Consider the following 21,332-nt stretch of genomic DNA (forward strand, 5'->3'; position numbering starts at 1 on the left):
CCGAAGGCCCGTGGCAATCCAGAGTTCGCGTAAACCGCCCTGGATTGCTTCGCTTCGCTCGCAATGACGAGAAATTAGACCCCGCAATGATCGACCTCCCCCTCCTCACCATCCTGCTGCTCACCGGCTTCATCAACCTGATCGGCGCGCTCGCCTATGCCGCGCGCATCGCCGGGGTGCGAACGCGGCGGATCGCGATGTCGTTCGCGCTGTTCAACATCCTCGTGCTCTTCTCGCGCACTTCCAACAGCTTTCTCGGCCCTTTCCTCGCCAAGCGCATCGAGACGCGTATCCACGACGGCAGCGGCACCGCGCTATTCATCGATATGCAGTTCGTTCTCGCCGCGGCGAGCGTCGCGACGCTGGTCGGCATATTGCTCGTGCCGACGGGGCAGCGCATGTTCGCCGCCGCGATCGGCTGGTATCAGGACAACCGTTCGACGACGAAACTGGCGCTGAAGGCGGTGAGTCCAGCCGGGGTTCGCACTCTGGGCCGATCGCTGACTTTCCCCCGTCTTTCGCATCTGAAGAGCTGGCAAATGCCGAAGGGGATCGGCTGGGGCGTGCTCATCGCCAATTGCCTCGCGCAGTCGCTGCTCGCCGTCGGCGTCGTCGCCTCGCTCTACGCCGGCTACCTTGCCCCGGAATTCCGGGTCACAGCCTCACAATTGTCGGCGCTGATCAACGGTTTCGCGACGATACTCCTGTTTGCCTTCATCGATCCGCAGCTCTCGGTGATGACCGACGATGCGGTCGAGGGGAAGGTCGACGAGGCCGATTTCCGGCGCGCGATCACCTTCATTTCGCTAAGCCGCCTCGCTGGCACGATTCTCGCGCAGGCTTTGCTACTCCCTGCCGCGTTGCTGATCGCCTGGGTCGCCGTCCATGTCTGAACCGGAACGCGGTCACAGCCGCTTCCATGCTGTCCGCTCGCGGCTGGAGGCGATGGCGGTCGAGCCGGGACCGCGCGGCTGGTTCCTCGAATTTCTCGTTTTCGGCTTCAAGCAGGGCTGGGCATGCCTGTTCGGCGGCCTGATGCTCGCGCTGCTGCTCGGCACGCATCTCTTCTGGCCCGACGACGCAGCCGTCCACCGCTATGACGCGATCACCATCGGCGCGATGCTGATCCAACTCGCCATGCTCACCTTCCGGCTCGAGACACCGAAAGAGGCGCTCGTCATCCTGATCTTCCACATCGTCGGCACGGTGATGGAATTGTTCAAGACCGCCGCGGGATCGTGGCAATATCCCGAAGCGAGCCTGCTCCACATTGGCGCGGTGCCGCTCTTTTCGGGCTTCATGTATGCGGCGGTGGGCAGCTATATCGCCCGCGTGTGGCGTATCTTCGATTTTCGCTACACCGGCTATCCGCCCGTCTGGGCAAGCTACGCCCTCGCCGCCGCGATCTACGTCAATTTCTTCGCCCACCATTGGCTGTACGACATCCGTTGGTTCCTGTTCGCCGCGACCGCGCTGCTCTTTTGGCGCTGTCAGGTGTGGTTCCGTCCACTCCATGTCCACCGCCGGATGCCCTTGCTCGTGGGCTGGGGCCTCGTCGCGCTGTTCATCTGGTTCGCCGAAAATATCGGCACCTTCGCGCGCGCCTGGACCTATCCGAGCCAGAACGACGGCTGGCACATGGTCGGGCTCGAAAAGCTCGGCAGCTGGTATTTGCTGATGATCATCTCATTCGTGCTGGTCAGTCTGGTCCAGCGGCCGCGGATGCCGGATTAGCCGAACGGGTTGTCGATCGACGGCGGCGGTTCGCTGAACCACTTTGGGCCGCTGTCGGTCATGTAGAAACAATCCTCCAGCCGGATGCCGAACTCGCCGGGAATATAGATGCCCGGCTCGTTCGAGAAACACATGCCGGGCGCGAGCTTCGTCGTCTCGCCGCGCACCAGGTTGACCGGCTCGTGCCCGTCGAGCCCGATGCCGTGGCCGGTGCGGTGAGAGGTGCCGGGAAGCTTATAACCCGGTCCCCAGCCGAGGCTTTCATAATAGGCGCGCACCGCGTCATCGACCGTCCCCGCGGGGGTGCCAAGCTTCGCGGCGGCGAAGGCGACGTCCTGCCCCTTGCGCATCTGGTCCCAGACCTGCCGCTGGCGCGCGCTCGCCTTGCCATAGACGAAGCTGCGCGAGATGTCGGACTGGTAGCCGTGCACGGTCGCGCCGCAATCCATCAGCACGACTTCGCCCTGCTTCATCGCCTGCGGCTTGCCCGACCCGTGCGGATAGGCACTCGCTTCGCCGAGCAGGATCAGTTCGAACTCGCTCTTGCCCCCGAGTGCTTCGGTCGCGCTCTTCATGATCGCGCCGATGTCGGCGGGGGTCATCCCCGCCTCGATGCGCGGCGCGGTGTGGCGATAGGCGGCGAGCGTGATGTCGGCGGCGACCTGCATCAGCGCGATTTCGGCGGGCGACTTGTGCATCCGGCATCCGCGCACCACCGGCGCGCCGTTGACGACGGTCGCCTGCGGCATCGCTTTCTCGAGGCCATCGACGGCGAAATAGCGCACCGTTTCCTCGACGCCGATCTTTCCTTTGGCCAGCCCGCGCTTGCCGAGCCAGGCGGCGACCGCGGCGAGCGGATTCTCGTCCTCGTTCCACGTCAGCACCTCGGCCTCAACGCCCAGGCTCTCACGCACCGACGGTTCTTCGAAAAAGGGCGTGACGATCGCGACCTCGCCCTCGCGCGTCAGCACCGCGGCGGTCAGCCGCTCGCTGCGCCACCATTCGACCCCGGTGAAATAGATGAGGCTCGACCCCGGCTCGATCAACAGCGCGCCGATGTCGTTCGCGCGCATCAACTCCTTCGCCTTGGCGATCCGCGCCACACGCTCGGCCTTGCCGATCGGCACTGCCTTGGCGGCGAGATTGGGAAGGCCGGCCGTATCGGCGGCGAACGCCGGCGCGGGCAAAGTCGCCGCCAGTCCGCCGATCGCCGCGGTGCCCAGAAATTGCCGTCGCTGCATCATTGCTTTCTCTCCGTCAGTTTCGGGGCGTCATGGGTATACTTAAGGGCGGCGGCAATTTTTCATTGATGCGCTGCATCTCTTCGCTGCGGCGATCACTATATTGCCTCATCAGATCTTGGCAGAACCGCCGGGCGGTCTCCGTCCCGAGCAGGCCCGGCTCTGCCACGATATCGGCCCATGACAGTCCATCGGCAACGCACATCAGGTCCTGGAAGTCCCGCGCGTAAATTCCGTCGGAAAAATAGGCAAACAATCGTCCGCGCCGCGTCGCAACGACCGATGCGGTCTCGTTATCCTCGATCAACGGTATCGCCCACGTCACAACATCCCCGGCTTCCATCATCTTCGCCGACGCCGCAACGGCATCGTAGGGCCGATATGCCGAGCCTTTCGGCCGAACTTCCCGGATCAGCGTAACGCTGACATCGCCTGCCGAAACCTTGTCTTCGACGATATAGTCCGGCCTTGCCTTGCGGTTTTTCCACTCATCCAGCAGGGCCAACTGGTCGGCCGGCGGCAACTTGCAATCGAGGTCCGGCATATACATGCGCGCCCAGACGAACCCCGGCGCGATCGGCCCGCCCGGAAGCCGGTCCCATCGCATTTCCATTCGGCACACATCGATCTTGTCCTTCGGCTCTATCCGGCCATTATTGTAATCGTCCAGCGATACATAATGGCCATAAGGCACGGCGTAGAACACACCCTTGCGGGGTGTCACCGCGCCAATGATGGTCCGCGGGCGCGCAGGGTTGGCAGGAAAAACGGTATAAACGCCGACATGAGGCTGATATTTTGAGTCGCGCGCTTCTTCTGCTGCCCGTTTCCGCAGCAGGCCGACGACATCACGATGGGATTGCTTCAGACGCTCGATATCGGTCCCGCCGGGGAACGGCAGCGTAATGATCTCACGCTCGACGAAGGATGCGGCTGACGGCTCGGCCGCGCAGCTTGCGATCGGGAATGCAAGGGCAATGCTGATCGCAGCCGCCAAGCTTCGCCGCCAGATCGTCAGCATTTGTTCGCCCCTCAATAAATCAGCAAATCCGCGATCTCTTCGCGCCACGCCGCCTCGTCGGGCAGCGCCAGCGCGTCGAGATCGCCCGCATCTGCACCCGCATCGTCGACCCACTCGCGCAGGCCCGGTCCGCCGTTGATCACGTCGATCGCGAGCACATCGTCGGTATATTCATATTTGAAATCCTTGCCACGCCAGATCGGATAGTCCGGATAGAGGCTGCGGATCGCCTTGAATCCCAGCGCCTGCACGCGCCACGGCTGGAACGCATCGTCATCGTACCACGGCCCGTCGGCATGGATATGCACGCCGCTATTGAGCTGGCCGACATGCTTGTGAAAGGTTGGCTGGAACCAGATGTCGCGCAGCTTGCATCCGCCGAGCCATTGCGGCGCGAGGCGCTGCATTTCGGCAATCACCACCTTCGCATCGATATCGGGCGCGCCGAACAGCTCGAGCGGGCGCGTCGTGCCGCGGCCCTCGCTCAAGGTCGCGCCCTCGACCATCACCGTGCCGGCATAGGCGCGCGCCATGTTGACGTTCGCGGCGTTCGGGCTGGGGTTGATCCACACGCGATCAATCGGCCAGCCGAAGCCGGGGCCTTTCGGATCCCATCCCTCCATCGCGATCACGCGGTAATCGACATCGAGCCCGAAGTGGCGGATGAACCAGTGCCCCATCTCGCCCATCGTCAGGCCATGTCGCATCACCATCGGCCCTGCGCCGACAAAGCTTTCCCAGCCGGGCAGAAGCCGCGTGCCCTCGACCGGGCGCCCCGCCGGATTGGGCCGGTCGAGCACCCACACCGCCTTGCCGTGCTGCGCCGCGGCTTCGAGGATGTAGAGCAAGGTCGTCACATAGGTGTAGATGCGGCAGCCCAGATCCTGCAGGTCGACCAGCATCACGTCGAAGGTGTGCATCGACTGGCCACTCGGCCGGCGCACCTCGCCATAGAGGCTGAACACCGGCATGCCATAGACCGGATCGGTGAAGTCGGGCGACTCCATCATATTGTCCTGAAGATCACCGCGAACGCCGTGCTGCGGCCCGAACACCGCGGTGATATCGAGCCCCGCCGCGACGAGCGCATCGACGCTGTGCGTCAGGTCGGCAGTGACCGAGGCAGGATGCGCAAGCAGCGCGACGCGCTTGCCTTCGAGCGGTTTGCGAAGCGCCGGGTCGGCGAGCAGGCGGTCGATGCCGAAAAGGGTCGTCATGCCCGCCCGCGTGCCTCAAGCGTCAGCGCAAAGCAATCGGGATGATGAAAGTCGGGCTTGCCCGGCGGATGCGCGAGCGCCCAATAGCTTTTCGTGCCGTCGAGTTCCTCGATCACCGCGGACAGCGCGAGCTTTGCGCCGACGTCGGGGAAGATGCCGGGCTCGACGCGCAACGCATAGCTTTGCTCGCCACGCTCGGCGACCATTTCCCACGGCGCGAGCTCGTCGGTGCGCAGTAGCGAGCGATAATCGTCGAACTGGTAACAGGCCCAACGTCCGTCGGGGCCATAGTTGAATTCGGTATAGTCGGGCTGCCCCTCTTCGGTCAGGAACGCCTCGAAACAGGTGCTTTCCCACAATCCGCGGGTCGCGCTGTCGGCGATGACCAGTTCGCCCTCGCCATGGGGCAGCACAAGGCCGGCGATCGCGCCCCCCACGATATAGCGGAGCGCGAAACCATCCTCGAACGACAGGCTGACGTCGACCGCGACCGATCGGACCGCCTTGCCCGGCGTGTCGGGGTGGCAGATCAGTTCCTTGCGCATGCTATCCAAATATCAAACCCCATGCTAAGCGCCCGCCCGCTATGACGAACTATAAATCCGACCTGCTGCGCCTTCTCGACGAGCGAGGCTATATCCACCAGATGACCGACGCGGAAGGGCTCGATGCGCTCGCGGCGAAACAGGTCGTCCCCGGATATATCGGATTCGACGCGACCGCGCCCAGCTTGCACGTCGGCAGCCTCGTCCAGATCATGATGCTGCGCCGCCTGCAACAGACGGGGCACAAGCCGGTCGTGCTGATGGGCGGCGGGACGACGCGGATCGGCGACCCGACCGGGCGCGACGAAAGCCGAAAGATGCTGTCGGACGCGACGATCGCCGCGAATATCGCGTCGATCTTCAGCATCTTCCAGCAGTTCCTGATCTTCGGCGACGGCCCGACCGATGCGGTGATGGTCGACAATCAGGACTGGCTCGGCCGGCTCGGCTATATCGAACTGCTGCAAGAAGTCGGCACGCACTTCACGATCAACCGCATGATGACCTTTGATTCGGTCAAGCTACGGCTCGAGCGCGAGCAGCCGATGACCTTCCTCGAATTCAACTACATGATCCTCCAGGGCTACGACTTCCGCCACCTGTCGAAGGACATGAGTGTCCGTTTGCAGATGGGCGGATCGGACCAATGGGGCAATATCGTCAACGGGATGGAGTTGGGCCGTCGCATGGATGGCGCCGATCTCTATGGTCTCACGACTCCGCTGCTGACGACCGCAGCGGGGGCCAAAATGGGCAAAACCGCCGCCGGCGCGGTGTGGCTTAATCCCGAACAACTGTCCCATTTTGACTATTGGCAATATTGGCGCAACTGCGACGACCGCGACGTCGGCAAGTTCCTGAAGCTGTTCACCGACCTGCCGCTGGGCGAGATCGCGCGGCTCGAAGCGCTCGAGGGCGCGGAGATCAACGAGGCGAAGAAAATCCTCGCGAACGAAGCGACCGCGATGTGCCGCGGCGCCGACGCCGCGCTGGCCGCCGCCGAGACCGCGACGCAAACCTTTGAAAAGGGACAGATCGGTGGCGACCTGCCGCAGGCGATCGCCCCCGCCGAAGGGATCAGCGTCGTCGACGCCTTGCGCGAACTCGGCTTCGCCGCCTCGAACAAGGAGGCCCGCCGCAAGCTCGACGAGGGCGCGGTGAAAGTCGATGGTAACGTCGTCCGCGACCCGCACCAGTTGATCCAGCCCGGCGAGAATGCTGTTCCGCTGAGCCTCGGATCAAAAAAACATGGCCTTGTGGTGCGGTAACGCGCACAAAAGCGTTTACCACTTCTTCAGCAATCGAATGGATCGTCATGGCAAAATCAACAAGGTCCACGGATATGCGCAAGATCGACACCAGCAAGGCCCACTATGTCGGCCTCGACCAGCGGATCGCTCCGCGTAGCGACGTCTATTGCCGCCTGCCCTTTGTCATGCCCGACGGACGGCAGGAAATGTGCACCTGCGTCAACATCAGCGCCGACGGCCTGCTGATGCGCTTCGAGCGCGGGCTTGAGCCCGGCGACCTCGTCGTTTTCCGCATGCCGATCATCGGCCGCACCGCGGCGAAGGTGGTCTGGTCGCTCGGCGGCAAGACCGGTGTGCAGTTCGAAAAGTCGATCTCGGTCGAAGATTATCTGCCGATGATCCGCGCGATGGGGGCGCGTGGGGACGTCAACTAAATCCAAAGTTTGAAGCCCAAGCTGGTTACCCCTCCCGCTTGCGGGAGGCGAGAAGATCATCCGCTCCGCAAAAGCGGCACCGCCGCATCGCGCTCGAACAGATAGAGGCAGAGGCGCACCGCCTCGGCCCGCACCCCTTCCATGCCGCCGTCGCGCTCGACGAACAGCCGTGCGTCGTCGTGCGCAACCGGCAGCAGGCGCACCAGCTGTTCGGGTGTCGCGAGCCTGTAATCGGCATCTCCCGACTGCTTGAGTCCGAGCAATTCGCCGCCGCCGCGCAGTTCCAGATCCTTCTCGGCAATCACGAAACCGTCGTTCGTTTCGCGCATCAGCGCCAGCCGCTCGCGCGCCGTTTCGGAAAGGTTCTGCGAGCGCAGCAGCAGGCACACCGATTTCGCCGCGCCGCGTCCGACGCGGCCGCGGAGCTGGTGGAGCTGCGCGAGCCCGAAATTCTCCGCATGTTCGACGATCATCAGGCTGGCGGCGGGTACATCGACCCCGACCTCGATCACCGTCGTCGCGACGAGCACGCCGATCTCTCCGGCCTGGAAGCGGGCCATCACCTCATCTTTCTCTGGCCCCTTCATCCGGCCGTGGACCAGCCCGATGCGCGCGCCGCCCAGCCGTTCGCGAAGCAGCACGGCCCGGTCTTCCGCCGCGGCGAGTTCGCTCCCTTCGCTCTCGGCCACCAGCGGGCAGACCCAATAGGCTTGCGCCCCGGTCGCGAGATGGCGGTCGAGGCTGTCGATGACATCGTCCAGCCGGTCGAGCGAGATGACGCGCGTATCGACCGGGGTGCGCCCCGGCGGCATTTCGTCGATCTGCGACACGTCCATCTCGCCATGATTGGCGAGTTGCAGCGTGCGCGGGATCGGGGTTGCGGTCATCACGAGCAGGTGCGGCGGCCGCACGGCCTTTTGGGTGAGCATCAGCCGCTGCGCGACGCCGAAACGGTGCTGCTCGTCGACGACGACAAGCGCCAGGTCCTTGTAGGTCACCGCCTGCTGGAAGATCGCGTGGGTGCCGACGAGGATGTCGATGCTGCCATCGGCGAGCCCCATCAGCGTCGATTCGCGGGCCTTGCCCTTGTCACGCCCGGTCAGGATTGCGAGGTTCACGGGCAAACCGCCGAGCATCCGTTGCAGCGTCGCAAAATGCTGGCGCGCGAGAATCTCGGTCGGCGCAAGCAGCGCAGCCTGCGTCCCCGCCTCCACCGCCGCCAGCATCGTGCGCAGCGCCACCAGCGTCTTGCCCGACCCAACGTCGCCCTGCAGCATGCGCAGCATTGGCATGTCCTGCGCCATGTCGCCCGCAATCTCGCGCCCGACGCGCTCCTGCGCGCCGGTGAGGCCGAACGGTAGCTGGAGGGCATCGGTCAACCGGCCGTCGCCGACGATCGCCCTGCCCTTGCGCGTCCTGAGGCCCTGCCGGATCAGCATCAGCGCGACCTGGCTCGCGAAAATCTCATCATAGGCGAGCCGGTCGCGCGCCACCTCGTCGCGCGGGCTGGCATGCGCGCGCGCCATCGCCTCGCTCCAGGCCGGCCAATTGCGGCTGGTCAGCAAGGGCCCATCGATCCACTCGGCAAGCTCGGGGCGCCGTTCGAGCGCGACCTGTGCGAGTTGCGACAGCCGCGCGTTGGTGAGCCCTTCGGTCAGCGGATAGACGGGTTCATGCTCGGCGATCCCCGCTTCGTCGCCCGGTTCGACGACCTGATCGGGATGCACGATCTGGCGCATCTCGCCATAGAGATCGAGCCGCCCCGACACGCGGCGCTTTTCGCCCAAGGGGAAGAGCTTGCGTGCAAGGCCGGAGGTCCGCCCGAAATAGACCAGCCGCACATGGTCGCCCGCGCTGTCGAACGCATCGACCCCGAACGGCGCGCGCGGACTCCGGCCCGGCCGATAATCCTGCGCCGTCAGTTCGACGATGATCGTCTGCCCGGGAAGCGCCTGATCGAGCCGATCGACCGGAAAGCGCGAGATCAGCCCCGTTGGCAGATGGAACAGCACATCGACGACGCGCTCCAGCCCCAGCCGCGTCAGCGGCTTGGCAAGCTGCGGCCCGACGCCTTTGAGGTCGGTCAGCGCGGCAAAGAGTGGATTGAGGATTTCGGGTCGCATCGCTAGGCGTGTCTAGCCTCGTCTTTCGGCTCGTGTCGAGCGAAGTCGAGACACCCGGAAGGCAAGCCGCCGAGCCGATGGGCATCTCGACTTCGCTCGATGCGAACGGGTTGGGGAATGTCCGTTGATACATTGCCCAACCGCTCTAAAAGGCCCGCCATGACCGACCGCCTCAAACGCCTGAAATTCCGCGCCTGGCACCGCGGCACGCGCGAGGCCGACTATATGATCGGCGGCTTTTTCGACCGCTATTCGGCGGGGTGGAGCGAAGAAGAGATCGCCTGGTTCGAAATCGTCGTCGAAGAGGACGACGTCGATATCATGGCATGGGCGCTCGGCACCGGCGAACCGCCCGCGCATCTCGACCGCCCCGACATGATCGCCGCGATGCGCCGGCTGGACTATATACCGCTGCCATGACCCGGAGCGCCGCCGACATATTCGCCGCCATCGCGTCGGCAGCGACGCCGCTGACGCTCGCGCGCGCCGCCGACGGCTTCCTGCCGCTGCTGCTCGCCGACCTCGCGCGCGCCAGCGACAGGAGGCTCGTGTATGTCGCGACCGACGACGCGGCGATGCAGGCGGTCGCCGACGCGGCGCCCTTCTTTGCGCCCGACCTGATCGTGCACCGCTTCCCCGCATGGGACTGCCTGCCCTACGACCGCGCGGGTCCGTCGATGCGCGCCAGCGCCGATCGGCTCGCAACCTTGTCGGCGCTGCAACAGCCGGCGAAACGCGGCGAACTGATCCTTACGACGGTCGCCGCGATCACGCAGCGCACGCTCACGCCCTTTCGCATCCGCCAGCTCGCGACGACGCTCGCGGCGGGGCAGCGGATCGATCGCGATGCGCTCGCCGAACTGCTCGTCTCGAACGGCTTCAGCCGCGTCGATACCGTCGCCGATCAGGGCGAGTTCGCGGTGCGCGGCGGCATCCTCGACCTGTTTCCCGCGGGCGAGGAAACCGGCCTGCGCGTCGATTTCTTCGGCGACGAGATCGAGAGCATCCGCCGCTTCGACCCTGCCGACCAGCGGAGCCTTGGCCCCGCCAAGGCGCTGCAACTGCTCCCGGCGTCCGAAACCCTGCTCGACGAAGCAACGATCAAGCGTTTCCGCTCGGCCTATCGCGACCTGTTCGGAGGGCAATCGACCGGCGATCCGCTCTATCAGGCGGTCAGCGACGGGCGCCGGCAGGCAGGCATGGATCACTGGCTGCCGCTGTTCGAGGAACGGCTGGCGACCCTCTTCGACCATATCGACCCCGCGACGCCGGTGCTGCGCGGCCACCGCACCGAGGCGACCGCCGAGACGCGCTTTGCCGCGATCGCCGACTATCACGCCAACCGCGTTGCCGCCGAACGCGAGTCGCCGGGCAGCTACCGCCCGCTCGCGCCCGAGGCGCTCTATCTGAGCGAAGGCGAATGGGCCGCGGCGGCGAAAGACCGCCCGATCCATATCGTCACGCCCTTCGACGTCCCACCCGCCGCGACAGTGGTCGACCTTGAAACTTTCGCGGCGCGCGATTTCACCCCCGAACGCACCGCCGACCTCAATGTTTACGACAAGGTCGCCGACCATCTGTCGGACGAGCGCCGCAAGGGCCGGCGCGCGATCATCGCGAGCTATTCGGGCGGGGCGCGCGAGCGCCTGTCGGGATTACTACGCGAGCATGGGGTGACGTCGCTTGCGCCGGTCGACAGCTGGCAGGATGCACTCGGCACCGCCTCGTCGGAAAACGGCGGCGCGACCGCCATGATCGTCCTGCCGCTCGACCACGGCTTCGCCTCCGACGCGATCAGCCTGCTCACCGAACAGGATATTCTCGGCGAGCGCCTCGTCCGCCGCCAGAAGCGCCGCAAGAGCGCCGATGCCTTCCTCGCCGAGCTCGCGACGCTCAGCGTCGGCGACCTCGTCGTCCATCTCGACCACGGCATCGGACGCTACGAGGGGCTGACCCAGATTCCGGTCGGGAGCAGCCCCCATGATTGCGTCGCGCTGACCTATTCGGGCGGCGACAAGCTCTACGTCCCCGTCGAAAATCTCGATGTCCTCTCGCGCTACGGCGGCGAAAGCGACGGCGTCGCGCTGGACAAATTGGGCGGCGAAGCATGGCAACGCCGCAAGGCGCGGATGAAGGAGCGTATCCGCGAGATCGCGGGCGAACTGCTCGCGACCGCAGCGCAGCGCGCGCTCCGGTCGGGCGAACTGCTCGCGCAGGATGCCGCCTACCCCGCCTTCGCCGACCGTTTTCCCTATCAGGAAACCGACGACCAGGACCGCGCGATCGGCGACGTGCTCGCCGATATGGCGTCGGGGCGCCCGATGGACCGGCTCGTCTGCGGCGACGTGGGTTTCGGGAAGACCGAGGTCGCGCTGCGCGCCGCCTTCGTCGCGGCGATGGCGGGCGTTCAGGTCGCGGTCGTCGTCCCGACCACGCTGCTCGCGCGTCAGCATTACACGAATTTCGTCGAACGCTTCAAAGGCTTCCCGGTCAATATCGGCCGCCTGTCGCGCCTTGTCCCCGCGAGCGAAGCGCAGAAGACGCGCGACGGCCTCGCGAGCGGCCAGATCGACATCGTCGTCGGCACCCATGCCGTGATCGCCAAGTCGGTCGAATTCAAGAATCTCGGCCTCGTCATCGTCGACGAGGAGCAGCGGTTCGGGGTCGTCCACAAGGAGCGGCTGAAGCAGCTCAAGGCCGACGTCCACGTCCTGACCCTCACCGCGACCCCGATCCCGCGCACGCTTCAGATGGCGATGTCGGGCCTCCGCGAGCTTAGCGTCATCCAGACCCCGCCGGTCGATCGCCTCGCGGTTCGCACCTATGTCGCGCCGTGGGATCCGGTCGTGATCCGCGAGGCGTTGCTTCGCGAGCATGATCGCGGCGGGCAAAGCTTCTTCGTTACCCCGCGCATCAAGGATCTGCCCGACATCGAGGAATTCCTGCGCACGCGCGTGCCCGAGATCAAATATGTCGTCGCGCACGGCCAGATGGCGCCGGGCGATGTCGAGGAGCGGATGAGCGCCTTCTACGATCGCAAATATGACGTGCTCGTATCGACGACGATCGTCGAGTCAGGGCTGGACATTCCTAGCGCCAACACGCTGATCGTCCACCGCGCCGACCGTTTCGGCCTTGCACAGCTTTATCAGCTGCGCGGCCGTGTCGGGCGGTCGAAGACACGCGCCTATGCCTATCTGACGACGCTTGAAGGCGGCGCGATCACCGACACCGCCGAAAAACGGCTCAAGCTGCTCGGCGATCTCGACACATTGGGCGCGGGTTTCCAGCTCGCGAGCCACGATCTCGACATTCGCGGCGCGGGCAATCTCGTCGGCGACGAGCAATCGGGGCATATCCGCGAAGTCGGCTTCGAACTCTATCAGTCGATGCTCGAAGAGGCGATTTTGGTGGCAAAGGCCGAAGGCATGGGCGCCGCGCCGCCGCGCGAAGCGCTGTCGCCCGTGATTACCGTCGACGCGCCGATCCTGATTCCCGAGGATTACGTCCCCGACCTGCCGCTGCGCATGGCGCTCTATCGCCGCCTCAACGAGGCCGAGGATCGCGCCGCGCTGGATGCCTTCGCCGCCGAGATGATCGACCGCTTCGGCCCGCTGCCGCCCGAGACCGCGAACCTCCTCCAGCTGATGGAAATCAAGGCCAACGCGAAACTCGCGGGCATCGCCAAGCTCGACGTCGGCACCAAGGGCGCGCTGGTCAGCTTCCACGGCGACCAGTTCGCGAACGTCCCCGGTCTCATCGCCTATGTCGAGCGACTGAAAGGCCGTGCGCGTATCCGGCCCGACAACAAATTGTCGGTCAGCGGCGACTGGGTCAGCACCGGGGCGCGGCTCAATGGCGCGCTGCAATTATCGAAAGGTTTGGGCAAGCTGGCGCGGCAGGCGTCATAGAGCCCTGACGCCTTGTCTTCCGCTCGAGCTGAGCTAGTCGAAGCACCGTCCATTCTTCCTCCGACGGCAAAAGAAAGAGCGGCCCTTCGACAAGCTCAGGGCGAACGGAATTTAGGTATTCAATAAATCCAGCAATTGACTCGACGGCACCGGCCCCGATTTCAGGAATCCCTGCCAGGTCGCGACGCCGAGTTCGGACAGGCGTTCGAGTTGCCGTTCATTCTCGATTCCCTCGGCGACCACCAGCAGCCCAAGCGCGCGCGCCAGGTCAACGATCGCGCGCACCACGATGCGGTCGCGGTCGCTGCCGTCGATCGTCCGGGTGAAGCCGCTGTCGATCTTGAGATAGTCGATCGGCAGCCGCGCGAGCAGCGACAGGCTGGAATAGCCGGTTCCGAAATCGTCGATTGCGATCGCCACGCCGTGCGCGCGGATTTGCGCGAGCTGTTCAGCCGCGCTCGCCGGATCGCTCAACATCGCCTGTTCGGTGAGTTCGAGCGTCAGCCGGTCGGGATCGACCTTCGCCGTCTTGGCCATCGCGGCGAAGCGTCCGGCGAATTCGGGATCACCGAGATCGGCGGCGGTGATGTTGAGCGAGACGCGAAGCCCGGCGAGCGCCTTGGGCCAGGTCGCCATTTCCGCGAGCGCGACGCGGTGCGCATGTTCGGTGAGCTCGCATTCGAGCCGCGCGGCGCGCGCCGCGGTCACGAGCGGCCCCGCGCCCAGCAAGCCGAGCTCGGGATGCTGCCAGCGCAGCAAGGCCTCGACGCCGGTCATTTCGCCGGTCGCGACGTCATATTGCGGTTGGTAGTGGATCACGACCTCGTTCCGCGACAGCGCGGCGCGAACCATCACCCCGTCGCGCGCCGACGCCGGCCGCGCAAGCTGGTCACCGGCGGCGCGCAGCTGTTCGGCGACCGATTCGTCGCGCGTGATCAGCGCGGCGGCGATGCGGATCGACAGGCGGCCGTTCGGGTCGCCCACGATCGGCTCGGCAAGCGCGACATGCAGCGCGCGTTCCTGGGCGCGGAGCGCGCCGAGCGACATCGGCGTCGCGGGCACGATCAGGAAGCGCGGTCCGTCGAGCCGATCGACGCACGATCCCTGGCCGAATTCATCGCTGGCGAAATTTTCGAGCCGCCGCCCGATTTCGTCGAGCACCGAGTCGCCCGTCGCGGTCCCGGCGCTGTTGTTGATGCGCGCCATCTGGTCAACCTGAACCAGAATGACGCCTGCATCGGCGTCGTACCGCGCGTGCAGGGCTTCGAGTTTGCGGGCACAGGCGGAAAGGGAGTCGGGCAGATGATTCATCGCGCTTCCCTAGCAGGCTTTCCTTGCCAAGATCGTGCCTTTTGCACCACAATATGTCCGTGACTGTCCCATTATCTTATCGCGCCGCGTCGCCGGCGCCCCTGATCGACGGACTTGGCCGGCGGATCAGTTACTTGCGTCTGTCGGTCACCGATCGCTGCGACCTGCGCTGCCGGTATTGCATGGCCGAAGACATGACCTTCCTGCCCAAATCGGCGGTGCTTAGTATCGAAGAAATGGCCGAACTTGCCGGGCGTTTCGTCGCGCGCGGTATTCGCCGCATCCGTCTGACCGGCGGCGAGCCGCTCGTGCGGCGCGGGATCGACACGCTGGCGATGCGCCTCGGCGCGCTGATCGGCCATGGGCTGGACGAACTGACGCTGACCACCAACGCGATGCGGCTCGCCGAACATGCGCCGATGCTGGCGCAGGCCGGCGTGCGCCGTATCAACGTCAGCCTCGACACGCTCGACCCCAAGGCGTTTCGGCACATCACGCGCGTCGGCGACCTCGATGTCGCGCTGAGCGGGATCGGCGCCGCGCGCGCCGCGGGCCTCGCGATCAAGATCAACATGGTCGCGCTCGCCGGTCTCAACGAGGACCAGTTGCTCCCGATGCTCGACTATTGCGCCAGGGCCGGCTGCGACCTCACGCTCATCGAAACCATGCCGCTGGGCGAGGTCGCGGAGGATCGCAGCGATCATTACATCCCGCTCCACCATTTCGTGGCGCCGCTGCGCGACGCGCACGCAATCTATCCGGTCGACCAGCGCACGGGCGGTCCGGCGCGCTATTTCGCCATCGAGGGAAGCCCGGTGACGCTCGGCCTGATCACACCGCTCAGCGACAATTTCTGCGCAACATGCAATCGTATCCGCCTGACCGTCGAAGGCCGCATCTATATGTGCCTTGGCCAGGACGATCATGTCGACCTGCGCGCCGCGCTTCGCGATGGCGGCGATGTCGACGGCTTGATTGATCACGCATTGGCTGGCAAACCCCGCGCGCATGACTTTCATATCGAACGAAAGTCGGGACCGGCGGTCGCGCGTCATATGAGTGCAACGGGCGGCTGACAGGCCGTCCGCGAGGGGACATGATGTTTCGCAAGATCGCGCTTGTCGCATCGAACGCGCCCGCAGCCATGGAAGCGGAAGCCGAACTGCGCCCGCTCTATGATTTCGTCGACCTCGCCGAGGCCGACCTGCTGATCGCGCTCGGCGGCGACGGCTTTCTGCTGCACATGTTGCACCAACTGCTCGACCAGCGCCGCAGCCTGCCCGTGTTCGGCATGAATCGCGGCACGATCGGCTTCCTGATGAACGAGTTTCGTATCGAGGGGCTACTCGACCGCATAGCCGCTGCCCGCCCCTATCTGATCCACCCGCTGTCGGGCGACATCACGACGGTCAGCGGCGAGCGTCACATATTGCCCGCGATCAACGAAATCTCGCTGCTCCGCGAAACGCGCCAGGCGGCGAAGCTCGAGGTGTTGATCAACGAAAAGACGATGCTGGAGGAACTCGCCTGCGACGGCGTGCTCGTGTCGACCCCCGCGGGATCGACCGCCTATAACCTCAGCGCCAATGGCCCGATCCTGCCGCTCGATTCCGCAATGCTCGCGCTGACGCCGATCAGCCCCTTTCGCCCGCGGCGCTGGCGTGGTGCGCTCGTCCCCGAATCGACGAGCATCCGGTTCAACGTCCGCGAAGCCGCGAAACGCCCGGTCAGCGCGGTCGCCGACCAGCGCGAGATCCGCGATGTGAAGACGGTATTGGTGACCACGGACCGCAGCCGGCCGCTGACTCTGCTGTTCGACCCCGACCAGGGCCTCGACGAACGCATCGCAATGGAACAATTTATCGTCTGAGAATCGCAAAGCCGCCAAAACCCTCTTGATAATTATATCGGTTGGCGGCAAAGGAGCCGCCTTGCCCGCATCGGCGGCGTGTTCCTCGGTAGCTCAGCGGTAGAGCAATCGACTGTTAATCGATCGGTCGTAGGTTCGAATCCTACCCGGGGAGCCATTCTTTTCCAGACGCACGAAAGCCTACGCCCAAGCACCTTGGCTTTGCGCGACATTCGCCAGCCTTGGCGCCCCTACTTGGGGGTAGCGACGAAGAGAGTTTTCACGCTTATCGCAGAGCAAAATATCGTAGGTCGACCCGGCACTGCAACGGGAAAAACGGCTTCGCGTAGGCTGGCGCAGAAGTGCAAGCTGCAGCGTTTCCAAGCGCACTTATGGGTACAGCAGCGTAGCCCTGCGCCGTTCCCGGTTACATTGGCGTAGTCTTCTGACCAGCAAAGCCCATGCACGAGGACTTGTTTCTGACCGTTAGCGGCCTGTCGCCTCTTGAGCGGAGCCAATCCAAACCGGACATTGCATCCAAGCGGGATAATCTCGCACCCAAGCTACCTTGTGATGGCAGGGACCAGAAAGTCGCGGAGCATCTCCGTTTGCTTGGTTTCAGAGTAATCGACCCGCATTGTCAGCATCGCATGTACGTTGCGGATCCACTCGACGGCGCGATCATTGTCGATTCCATCGCGTATCTTTCCTTGGGCTCTCGCTCGATCGAGAACGGGTCCCCATAGCTCGACCATAAGCTCCTGAACACGGACAGACCCCCGGAACATATATTGATCGACGCTGTGATCGGCCTGCTGCTGAATATCGTCGAGGACGGGATCGCTCCGCCCAACCCCCGCCGATTATGAAGCGAATGTGGCACAGGCAACGCGCGAACGCGACAGCGGCTTCGAACCGCCGCTCGCCGAGCGGGTGGCGAATATCGCCGCTTATGACGAAATCTATCTGGGCTTTCCGATCTGGGGCGAGACCGCACCGCCTGTGATCCGCTCCTTCCTGAAGGCGCACGACCTGACGGGAAAAACGCTCCGCCCGTTCATCACCCATGGCGGCTTCGGGCCGGGCAGCAGTGCCGCCGTGCTTCGAAGCCATGCCGTTGGCGCGCGCATCGAAGACCCGTTCGTCATGGAAGCCGATCAAGAGCGCCGCACGATGACCGAGGTCAAGGGCTGGCTGGACACCATCGAGACCGTCTAGCCCGCGCGATCAACCGGCCAACCGACTTCATCCGGCTACTAACAAGGGACTGAAAGATCATGACAAGCACCACCCCAACGGTCACGCTCAACAATGGCGTCGACATGCCCCTCCTCGGCTTTGGCGTATTCCAGGTGCCCGATCCGGCGGAGTGCGAGCGCAGCGTCCGCGATGCGCTCGACGTCGGCTACCGCCTGCTCGACACCGCGGCATCCTATGGCAATGAAGCGCCGGTCGGCGCCGCGATCCGGGGCAGCGGGATCGACCGGGCGGACATCTTCGTCACCACGAAGCTCTGGGTCGAAGATGCAAGCTACGACGGCGCCAAGGCGGCGTTCGAACGATCGCTCAACAAACTTCAGCTCGACTATCTCGACCTCTACCTCATCCATCAGCCCTATGGCGATGTTTACGGCGCGTGGCGCGCGATGGAGGAGTTGCACCGCGCGGGCAAGAACCGGGCGATCGGGATCAGCAACTTCTACCCCGACCGGGTCGTCGATTTCGTGCTCCACAACGAGATAGTCCCGGCGGTCAACCAGATCGAAATCCATCCGTTCCATCAGCAGGCGGAAGCCGAGGCGCTGCTTCGTGAGCATGGCATCCAGACCGAGGCGTGGGGTCCGTTCGCCGAAGGGAAGAATGGCTTGTTCGAGAATGACCTGCTCCGCTCGATCGGCGAGCGGCACGGCAAGTCGATCGCGCAGGTGGTCCTGCGCTGGCTCATCCAGCGAGGCGTAGTGGCGATCCCCAAGTCGGTCCGCAAGGACCGTATGGCCGAGAATTTCGCAGTGTTCGATTTCGAACTGAGCGCGGAAGATGTGGCCGCGATCGCGACACTCGACCAAGGGGCGAGCAGCTTCTTCGACCACCGCGACCCCGCCATGGTGAAATGGCTGGGAACACGTCGGCTGGAAACGTGAGATTTGCTGCGAAACGCGCGATCAGCAGGTTTCGAGAAGTCGTCGACGGTCCGGGTACGCCTTGGGTTGGGCGCGATGCAGCCATCGGAATATGCCCCGCGAGCAAGTGAGGTGAATCAGGCGCATCAATCTGGCGCTTGCCTGAAGGATGCTTATGATGACCTTGAAAACCCACCATTCCGATATCCGAGGCTGCGCATTTCTTTAGCCTCTCACCGCGAACCGCTGTCCGGCCGCCGGCGAGTGGCTGCGGGTCGGGGCCTGCAACGCTTCGGCGGCCGGCTCGCCTAGCGCATCAGCCGGTCGCCGCTTCCGGTTGAAGATGGGCACGCACGAAATCGACGGAACGCGCATCGCTCACCAGCCGTTCGCGTCCAAGCAGGCCGTTCCAATAGCTTTCCGATCCGTCGGCGAGGCGCCATTCGTGGAGGCGGCGGGTGAAGAGCTGGAGGTCATGCTCCTCGCTGATCCCGATCGCGCCGTGGACCGCGTGCGCCGTCGCCGCGACGCGCGCCGCGGCGCGGCTCGCGATCGCTTTCGCGGTCGCGGCGGCGACCAGCGACGGGGGAAAGCCACCCGCGCAGCCGAGCTGCGAGGCGATGCGCGCCGCGACCATTTCTTCGGCCATGATCGCCATCTGTTGCTGTAACGCCTGCTGGCGCCCGATCGGCTTGCCGAACTGGACCCGTTCATTGGCATAGGCGGCGGTCATTTCGGTCACGCGCCCGGACGCGCCCGCAATCAGCGCCGCGCGCAGGATCGCCGCGATGGGGCGGAGGCCGCTCGTCGGTGCGGTGGAGTGTGGCGATGGGAGATCGTTGCACGTCATCCGCGCGGCAAGGCTTGCGACGACGCCCGTGAGCGCGCCCGACGCCTCGACCATGTGAAGCGCGCAATCGGACTCGATCAGCATATATGCTGCGACCAGCCCGAAGGGAACGACGACGCTCTGCCCCGGCGCCGCGACTGCGAGCGCGACCGGACCATCCGGCGCGCCATCAAGCAGCGCGCGCGCGATCATCGTCTCGCCGACCGGCAGCGGCACCGCATGGCGACCGAGAGCCATCCACAGCGGCTGGATGTCGGCAAGGGCCAGACCGGCGCCGCCGCGCTCCTCGGGCACCAGCGCATCGAGAAAGCCCGATTCGGCAAAGGCCTGCCACATCGCATCGGGGGACCCGCCGCGCTCGATCGCGCGCACCGCTGCCGGGGTCGACACATTTTCGAGCATCCGTTCGAAAGGTTCGAGAAATTCGCTCATCCTGTCACCGCAATCCCATGCCGCGCGCGATGATCCCGCGCAAAATTTCCCGTGTACCGCCGCGCAGCGAAAAGCTCGGCGCGATATGCGTCACATAAAGCAAGGTCCGGTAGAGTTCGGCGTCGACCCCCTCGTCGGGATGCGACGCCAGATCGTCGCCGATACGGGTCGGCAGTTCCTGCTCGAAACTCGTCCCCATATCCTTGACCAGCGATGCCTCGACAACCGGGCTTTCGCCGAGCGCGAGCCGCGCGGTGCAAGCGATCGACATCGCGCGCAGCGTTCCGAGGCGCGCGGTGAAATCGCCGACCAGCGCGCAAGTTGCCGGATCGTCGCGGCGGGCGTCGCGCAAATGCGCGATCCACGCGTCGAGCAGCACGACGCTCGAATAGATGCGCTCGGGGCCGCTGCGTTCGAAGGCGAGTTCGGCGGTCACCTGTTTCCACCCCTCCCCTTCCTCCCCGATCAGCGCATCGGCGGGCAGCTCGACATCTTCGAAAAAGACCTCGGCGAAATGGGCATCGCCGGTCAGGTCGGTGATCGGGCGCACGGTGACCCCCGGAGCCTTGAGGTCGATGATCAGCTGCGAGAGGCCGGCGTGCCGGTCGCCGGCGCTGCCCGAAGTGCGCAGCAGCGCGATCATATAGTCGCCGTGCGCCGCGTTGGTGGTCCAGATTTTCTGTCCGTTAACCCGCCAGCCGGCGGCAGTCCGTTCGGCGCGGGTGCGCACGCTCGCAAGGTCCGAACCCGAGCCGGGCTCGCTCATCCCGATGCAGAAGACCAGCTCGCCGCGACAGATGCGCGGGATATAATATTCGCGCTGCGCCTCGCTGCCGTAATTGAGGATCAGCGGCGCGCTCTGCCGGTCGGCGATCCAGTGCGCCGCGACCGGCGCCCCCGCCGACAGCAATTCCTCGACGACGACGAAACGCGCAAACGGCCCCAATTCGGCGCCGCCATAGCATTTGGGCAAGGTCAGCCCGAGAAAACCCGATCTGCCGAGCAACCGCGAGAAGTCGCGGTCGAACCCCGACCAGGACCGTGCGCGGACGTCTGCACTTGCATTCGCTATCGCCTGCTCGGCGATCGCCCTGATCGCCGGCCGGATCGCTTCGCCTTCGGCGGGCAACGCCGCGAGGGTCAATGTGTCGAACACGCCCCTTCTCCCTTCTCCATGGCGGCGTCGCTGCGCCGTTTGCCCGATGCACGAACCGCTGCGCGGATTGGTGCTAGCCTCGATGTAAAGCGGCCCAGCGATCGCCGCACCTGATTGAACGCGGGCTGCCGCAGGCAG

18 protein-coding genes and 1 tRNA gene are annotated in these 21,332 nt (G+C 65.0%); 11 read left to right on the forward strand and 8 right to left on the reverse strand.

Annotation, left to right across the window (positions count from 1 at the left end; all coding sequences use genetic code 11):
* Positions 1-86: 86 nt before the first annotated feature.
* Both HDC29_RS17650 and HDC29_RS17655 read left to right on the forward strand, forming a co-directional pair.
* Positions 87-893 (forward strand): lipid II flippase Amj family protein, encoded by an 807-nt coding sequence (locus tag HDC29_RS17650; protein WP_179499590.1) that lies wholly within the window; start codon positions 87-89, stop codon positions 891-893.
* On the forward strand, positions 886-1,734 hold the full coding sequence (locus tag HDC29_RS17655; protein ID WP_179499591.1) for a DUF817 domain-containing protein: 849 nt from the start codon (positions 886-888) through the stop codon (positions 1,732-1,734). Before HDC29_RS17650 ends, HDC29_RS17655 begins: the two co-directional genes overlap by 8 nt.
* Here HDC29_RS17655 and HDC29_RS17660 read toward each other — a convergent pair.
* Genes HDC29_RS17660 through HDC29_RS17675 form a run of 4 tightly spaced genes read right to left on the reverse strand, consistent with a single transcriptional unit; the run spans position 1,731 to position 5,758 of the window.
* A complete protein-coding gene (locus HDC29_RS17660) occupies positions 1,731-2,975 on the reverse strand; it encodes a Xaa-Pro peptidase family protein (protein ID WP_179499625.1) in 1,245 nt (414 codons plus the stop codon). The two genes, HDC29_RS17655 and HDC29_RS17660, sit on opposite strands and share 4 nt — an antisense overlap.
* 16 nt (positions 2,976-2,991) lie before the next feature.
* Positions 2,992-3,996 carry a hypothetical protein gene (locus HDC29_RS17665; protein WP_179499592.1) on the reverse strand — a complete coding sequence of 335 codons (1,005 nt, stop codon included), beginning with the start codon at positions 3,994-3,996 and terminating at the stop codon, positions 2,992-2,994.
* Between the two features lie 11 nt (positions 3,997-4,007).
* Complete coding sequence (locus HDC29_RS17670; RefSeq protein WP_179499593.1) at positions 4,008-5,213, reverse strand: exo-beta-N-acetylmuramidase NamZ domain-containing protein; 1,206 nt, start codon at positions 5,211-5,213, stop codon at positions 4,008-4,010.
* On the reverse strand, positions 5,210-5,758 hold the full coding sequence (locus HDC29_RS17675) for a DOMON-like domain-containing protein (RefSeq protein ID WP_179499626.1): 549 nt from the start codon (positions 5,756-5,758) through the stop codon (positions 5,210-5,212). Before HDC29_RS17675 ends, HDC29_RS17670 begins: the two co-directional genes overlap by 4 nt.
* 41 nt (positions 5,759-5,799) lie before the next feature.
* Between HDC29_RS17675 and tyrS the strand changes: the two genes are divergently transcribed.
* Both tyrS and HDC29_RS17685 read left to right on the forward strand, forming a co-directional pair.
* Positions 5,800-7,026: a tyrosine--tRNA ligase gene (tyrS, locus tag HDC29_RS17680; RefSeq protein WP_179499594.1), complete on the forward strand. Its 1,227-nt coding sequence runs from the start codon at positions 5,800-5,802 to the stop codon at positions 7,024-7,026.
* Positions 7,027-7,100: 74 nt separating this feature from the next.
* Positions 7,101-7,442, forward strand: coding sequence for a PilZ domain-containing protein (locus HDC29_RS17685; protein ID WP_179499595.1), 342 nt, complete (start codon positions 7,101-7,103; stop codon positions 7,440-7,442).
* 56 nt (positions 7,443-7,498) lie between these two features.
* Here the strand turns inward: HDC29_RS17685 and recG are convergent, their stop codons facing one another.
* A complete protein-coding gene (recG, locus tag HDC29_RS17690; protein WP_179499596.1) occupies positions 7,499-9,565 on the reverse strand; it encodes an ATP-dependent DNA helicase RecG in 2,067 nt (688 codons plus the stop codon).
* Between the two features lie 159 nt (positions 9,566-9,724).
* On the opposite strand from recG, the gene HDC29_RS17695 reads away from it, so the two are divergent.
* Both HDC29_RS17695 and mfd read left to right on the forward strand, forming a co-directional pair.
* Complete coding sequence (locus HDC29_RS17695; protein WP_179499597.1) at positions 9,725-9,985, forward strand: succinate dehydrogenase assembly factor 2; 261 nt, start codon at positions 9,725-9,727, stop codon at positions 9,983-9,985.
* A complete protein-coding gene (gene mfd / locus HDC29_RS17700; RefSeq protein WP_179499598.1) occupies positions 9,982-13,476 on the forward strand; it encodes a transcription-repair coupling factor in 3,495 nt (1,164 codons plus the stop codon). Before HDC29_RS17695 ends, mfd begins: the two co-directional genes overlap by 4 nt.
* A gap of 111 nt (positions 13,477-13,587) precedes the next feature.
* On the opposite strand, the gene HDC29_RS17705 is transcribed toward mfd, so the two are convergent.
* Entirely contained in the window at positions 13,588-14,787 is a 1,200-nt protein-coding gene (locus tag HDC29_RS17705) for a GGDEF domain-containing phosphodiesterase (protein WP_179499599.1), read from the reverse strand.
* A gap of 53 nt (positions 14,788-14,840) precedes the next feature.
* Here HDC29_RS17705 and moaA point away from each other — a divergent pair, with 53 nt between their 5' ends.
* The 5 genes from moaA to HDC29_RS17730 all read left to right on the forward strand — a co-directional run bounded on the left by moaA (position 14,841) and on the right by HDC29_RS17730 (position 18,777).
* The gene (gene moaA, locus HDC29_RS17710; RefSeq protein WP_179499600.1) at positions 14,841-15,863 is read left to right on the forward strand and encodes a GTP 3',8-cyclase MoaA; all 1,023 of its coding nucleotides are present in this window, start codon (positions 14,841-14,843) and stop codon (positions 15,861-15,863) included.
* A gap of 23 nt (positions 15,864-15,886) precedes the next feature.
* Positions 15,887-16,657 carry an NAD kinase gene (locus tag HDC29_RS17715; protein ID WP_179499627.1) on the forward strand — a complete coding sequence of 257 codons (771 nt, stop codon included), beginning with the start codon at positions 15,887-15,889 and terminating at the stop codon, positions 16,655-16,657.
* Between the two features lie 82 nt (positions 16,658-16,739).
* Positions 16,740-16,814: transfer RNA gene (locus HDC29_RS17720), tRNA-Asn, on the forward strand.
* A gap of 698 nt (positions 16,815-17,512) precedes the next feature.
* Complete coding sequence (locus HDC29_RS17725; protein WP_326914310.1) at positions 17,513-17,854, forward strand: flavodoxin; 342 nt, start codon at positions 17,513-17,515, stop codon at positions 17,852-17,854.
* Between the two features lie 59 nt (positions 17,855-17,913).
* On the forward strand, positions 17,914-18,777 hold the full coding sequence (locus HDC29_RS17730) for an aldo/keto reductase (RefSeq protein WP_179499601.1): 864 nt from the start codon (positions 17,914-17,916) through the stop codon (positions 18,775-18,777).
* A gap of 295 nt (positions 18,778-19,072) precedes the next feature.
* Here HDC29_RS17730 and HDC29_RS17735 read toward each other — a convergent pair whose 3' ends face one another.
* Both HDC29_RS17735 and HDC29_RS17740 read right to left on the reverse strand, forming a co-directional pair.
* Entirely contained in the window at positions 19,073-20,038 is a 966-nt protein-coding gene (locus HDC29_RS17735) for an acyl-CoA dehydrogenase family protein (protein ID WP_179499602.1), read from the reverse strand.
* Between the two features lie 4 nt (positions 20,039-20,042).
* The gene (locus HDC29_RS17740) at positions 20,043-21,194 is read right to left on the reverse strand and encodes an acyl-CoA dehydrogenase family protein (protein ID WP_179499603.1); all 1,152 of its coding nucleotides are present in this window, start codon (positions 21,192-21,194) and stop codon (positions 20,043-20,045) included.
* Between the last annotated feature and the right edge of the window lie 138 nt (positions 21,195-21,332).

Source organism: Sphingopyxis sp. JAI108 (genome assembly GCF_013410105.1).
Lineage (GTDB): Bacteria > Pseudomonadota > Alphaproteobacteria > Sphingomonadales > Sphingomonadaceae > Sphingopyxis > Sphingopyxis chilensis.

What these genes read in the sequence shown, in the direction of transcription:
- HDC29_RS17735 (WP_179499602.1), bottom strand. Translation starts at nt 20,038, where the DNA reads ATGAGCGAATTTCTCGAACCTTTCGAACGGATGCTCGAAAATGTGTCG.
- HDC29_RS17660 (WP_179499625.1), bottom strand. Translation starts at nt 2,975, where the DNA reads ATGCAGCGACGGCAATTTCTGGGCACCGCGGCGATCGGCGGACTGGCG.
- HDC29_RS17715 (WP_179499627.1), top strand. Translation starts at nt 15,887, where the DNA reads ATGTTTCGCAAGATCGCGCTTGTCGCATCGAACGCGCCCGCAGCCATG.
- mfd (WP_179499598.1), top strand. Translation starts at nt 9,982, where the DNA reads ATGACCCGGAGCGCCGCCGACATATTCGCCGCCATCGCGTCGGCAGCG.
- HDC29_RS17665 (WP_179499592.1), bottom strand. Translation starts at nt 3,996, where the DNA reads ATGCTGACGATCTGGCGGCGAAGCTTGGCGGCTGCGATCAGCATTGCC.
- HDC29_RS17655 (WP_179499591.1), top strand. Translation starts at nt 886, where the DNA reads ATGTCTGAACCGGAACGCGGTCACAGCCGCTTCCATGCTGTCCGCTCG.
- HDC29_RS17650 (WP_179499590.1), top strand. Translation starts at nt 87, where the DNA reads ATGATCGACCTCCCCCTCCTCACCATCCTGCTGCTCACCGGCTTCATC.
- HDC29_RS17670 (WP_179499593.1), bottom strand. Translation starts at nt 5,213, where the DNA reads ATGACGACCCTTTTCGGCATCGACCGCCTGCTCGCCGACCCGGCGCTT.
- HDC29_RS17695 (WP_179499597.1), top strand. Translation starts at nt 9,725, where the DNA reads ATGACCGACCGCCTCAAACGCCTGAAATTCCGCGCCTGGCACCGCGGC.
- HDC29_RS17685 (WP_179499595.1), top strand. Translation starts at nt 7,101, where the DNA reads ATGCGCAAGATCGACACCAGCAAGGCCCACTATGTCGGCCTCGACCAG.
- HDC29_RS17730 (WP_179499601.1), top strand. Translation starts at nt 17,914, where the DNA reads ATGACAAGCACCACCCCAACGGTCACGCTCAACAATGGCGTCGACATG.
- HDC29_RS17675 (WP_179499626.1), bottom strand. Translation starts at nt 5,758, where the DNA reads ATGCGCAAGGAACTGATCTGCCACCCCGACACGCCGGGCAAGGCGGTC.
- recG (WP_179499596.1), bottom strand. Translation starts at nt 9,565, where the DNA reads ATGCGACCCGAAATCCTCAATCCACTCTTTGCCGCGCTGACCGACCTC.
- tyrS (WP_179499594.1), top strand. Translation starts at nt 5,800, where the DNA reads ATGACGAACTATAAATCCGACCTGCTGCGCCTTCTCGACGAGCGAGGC.
- moaA (WP_179499600.1), top strand. Translation starts at nt 14,841, where the DNA reads ATGTCCGTGACTGTCCCATTATCTTATCGCGCCGCGTCGCCGGCGCCC.
- HDC29_RS17705 (WP_179499599.1), bottom strand. Translation starts at nt 14,787, where the DNA reads ATGAATCATCTGCCCGACTCCCTTTCCGCCTGTGCCCGCAAACTCGAA.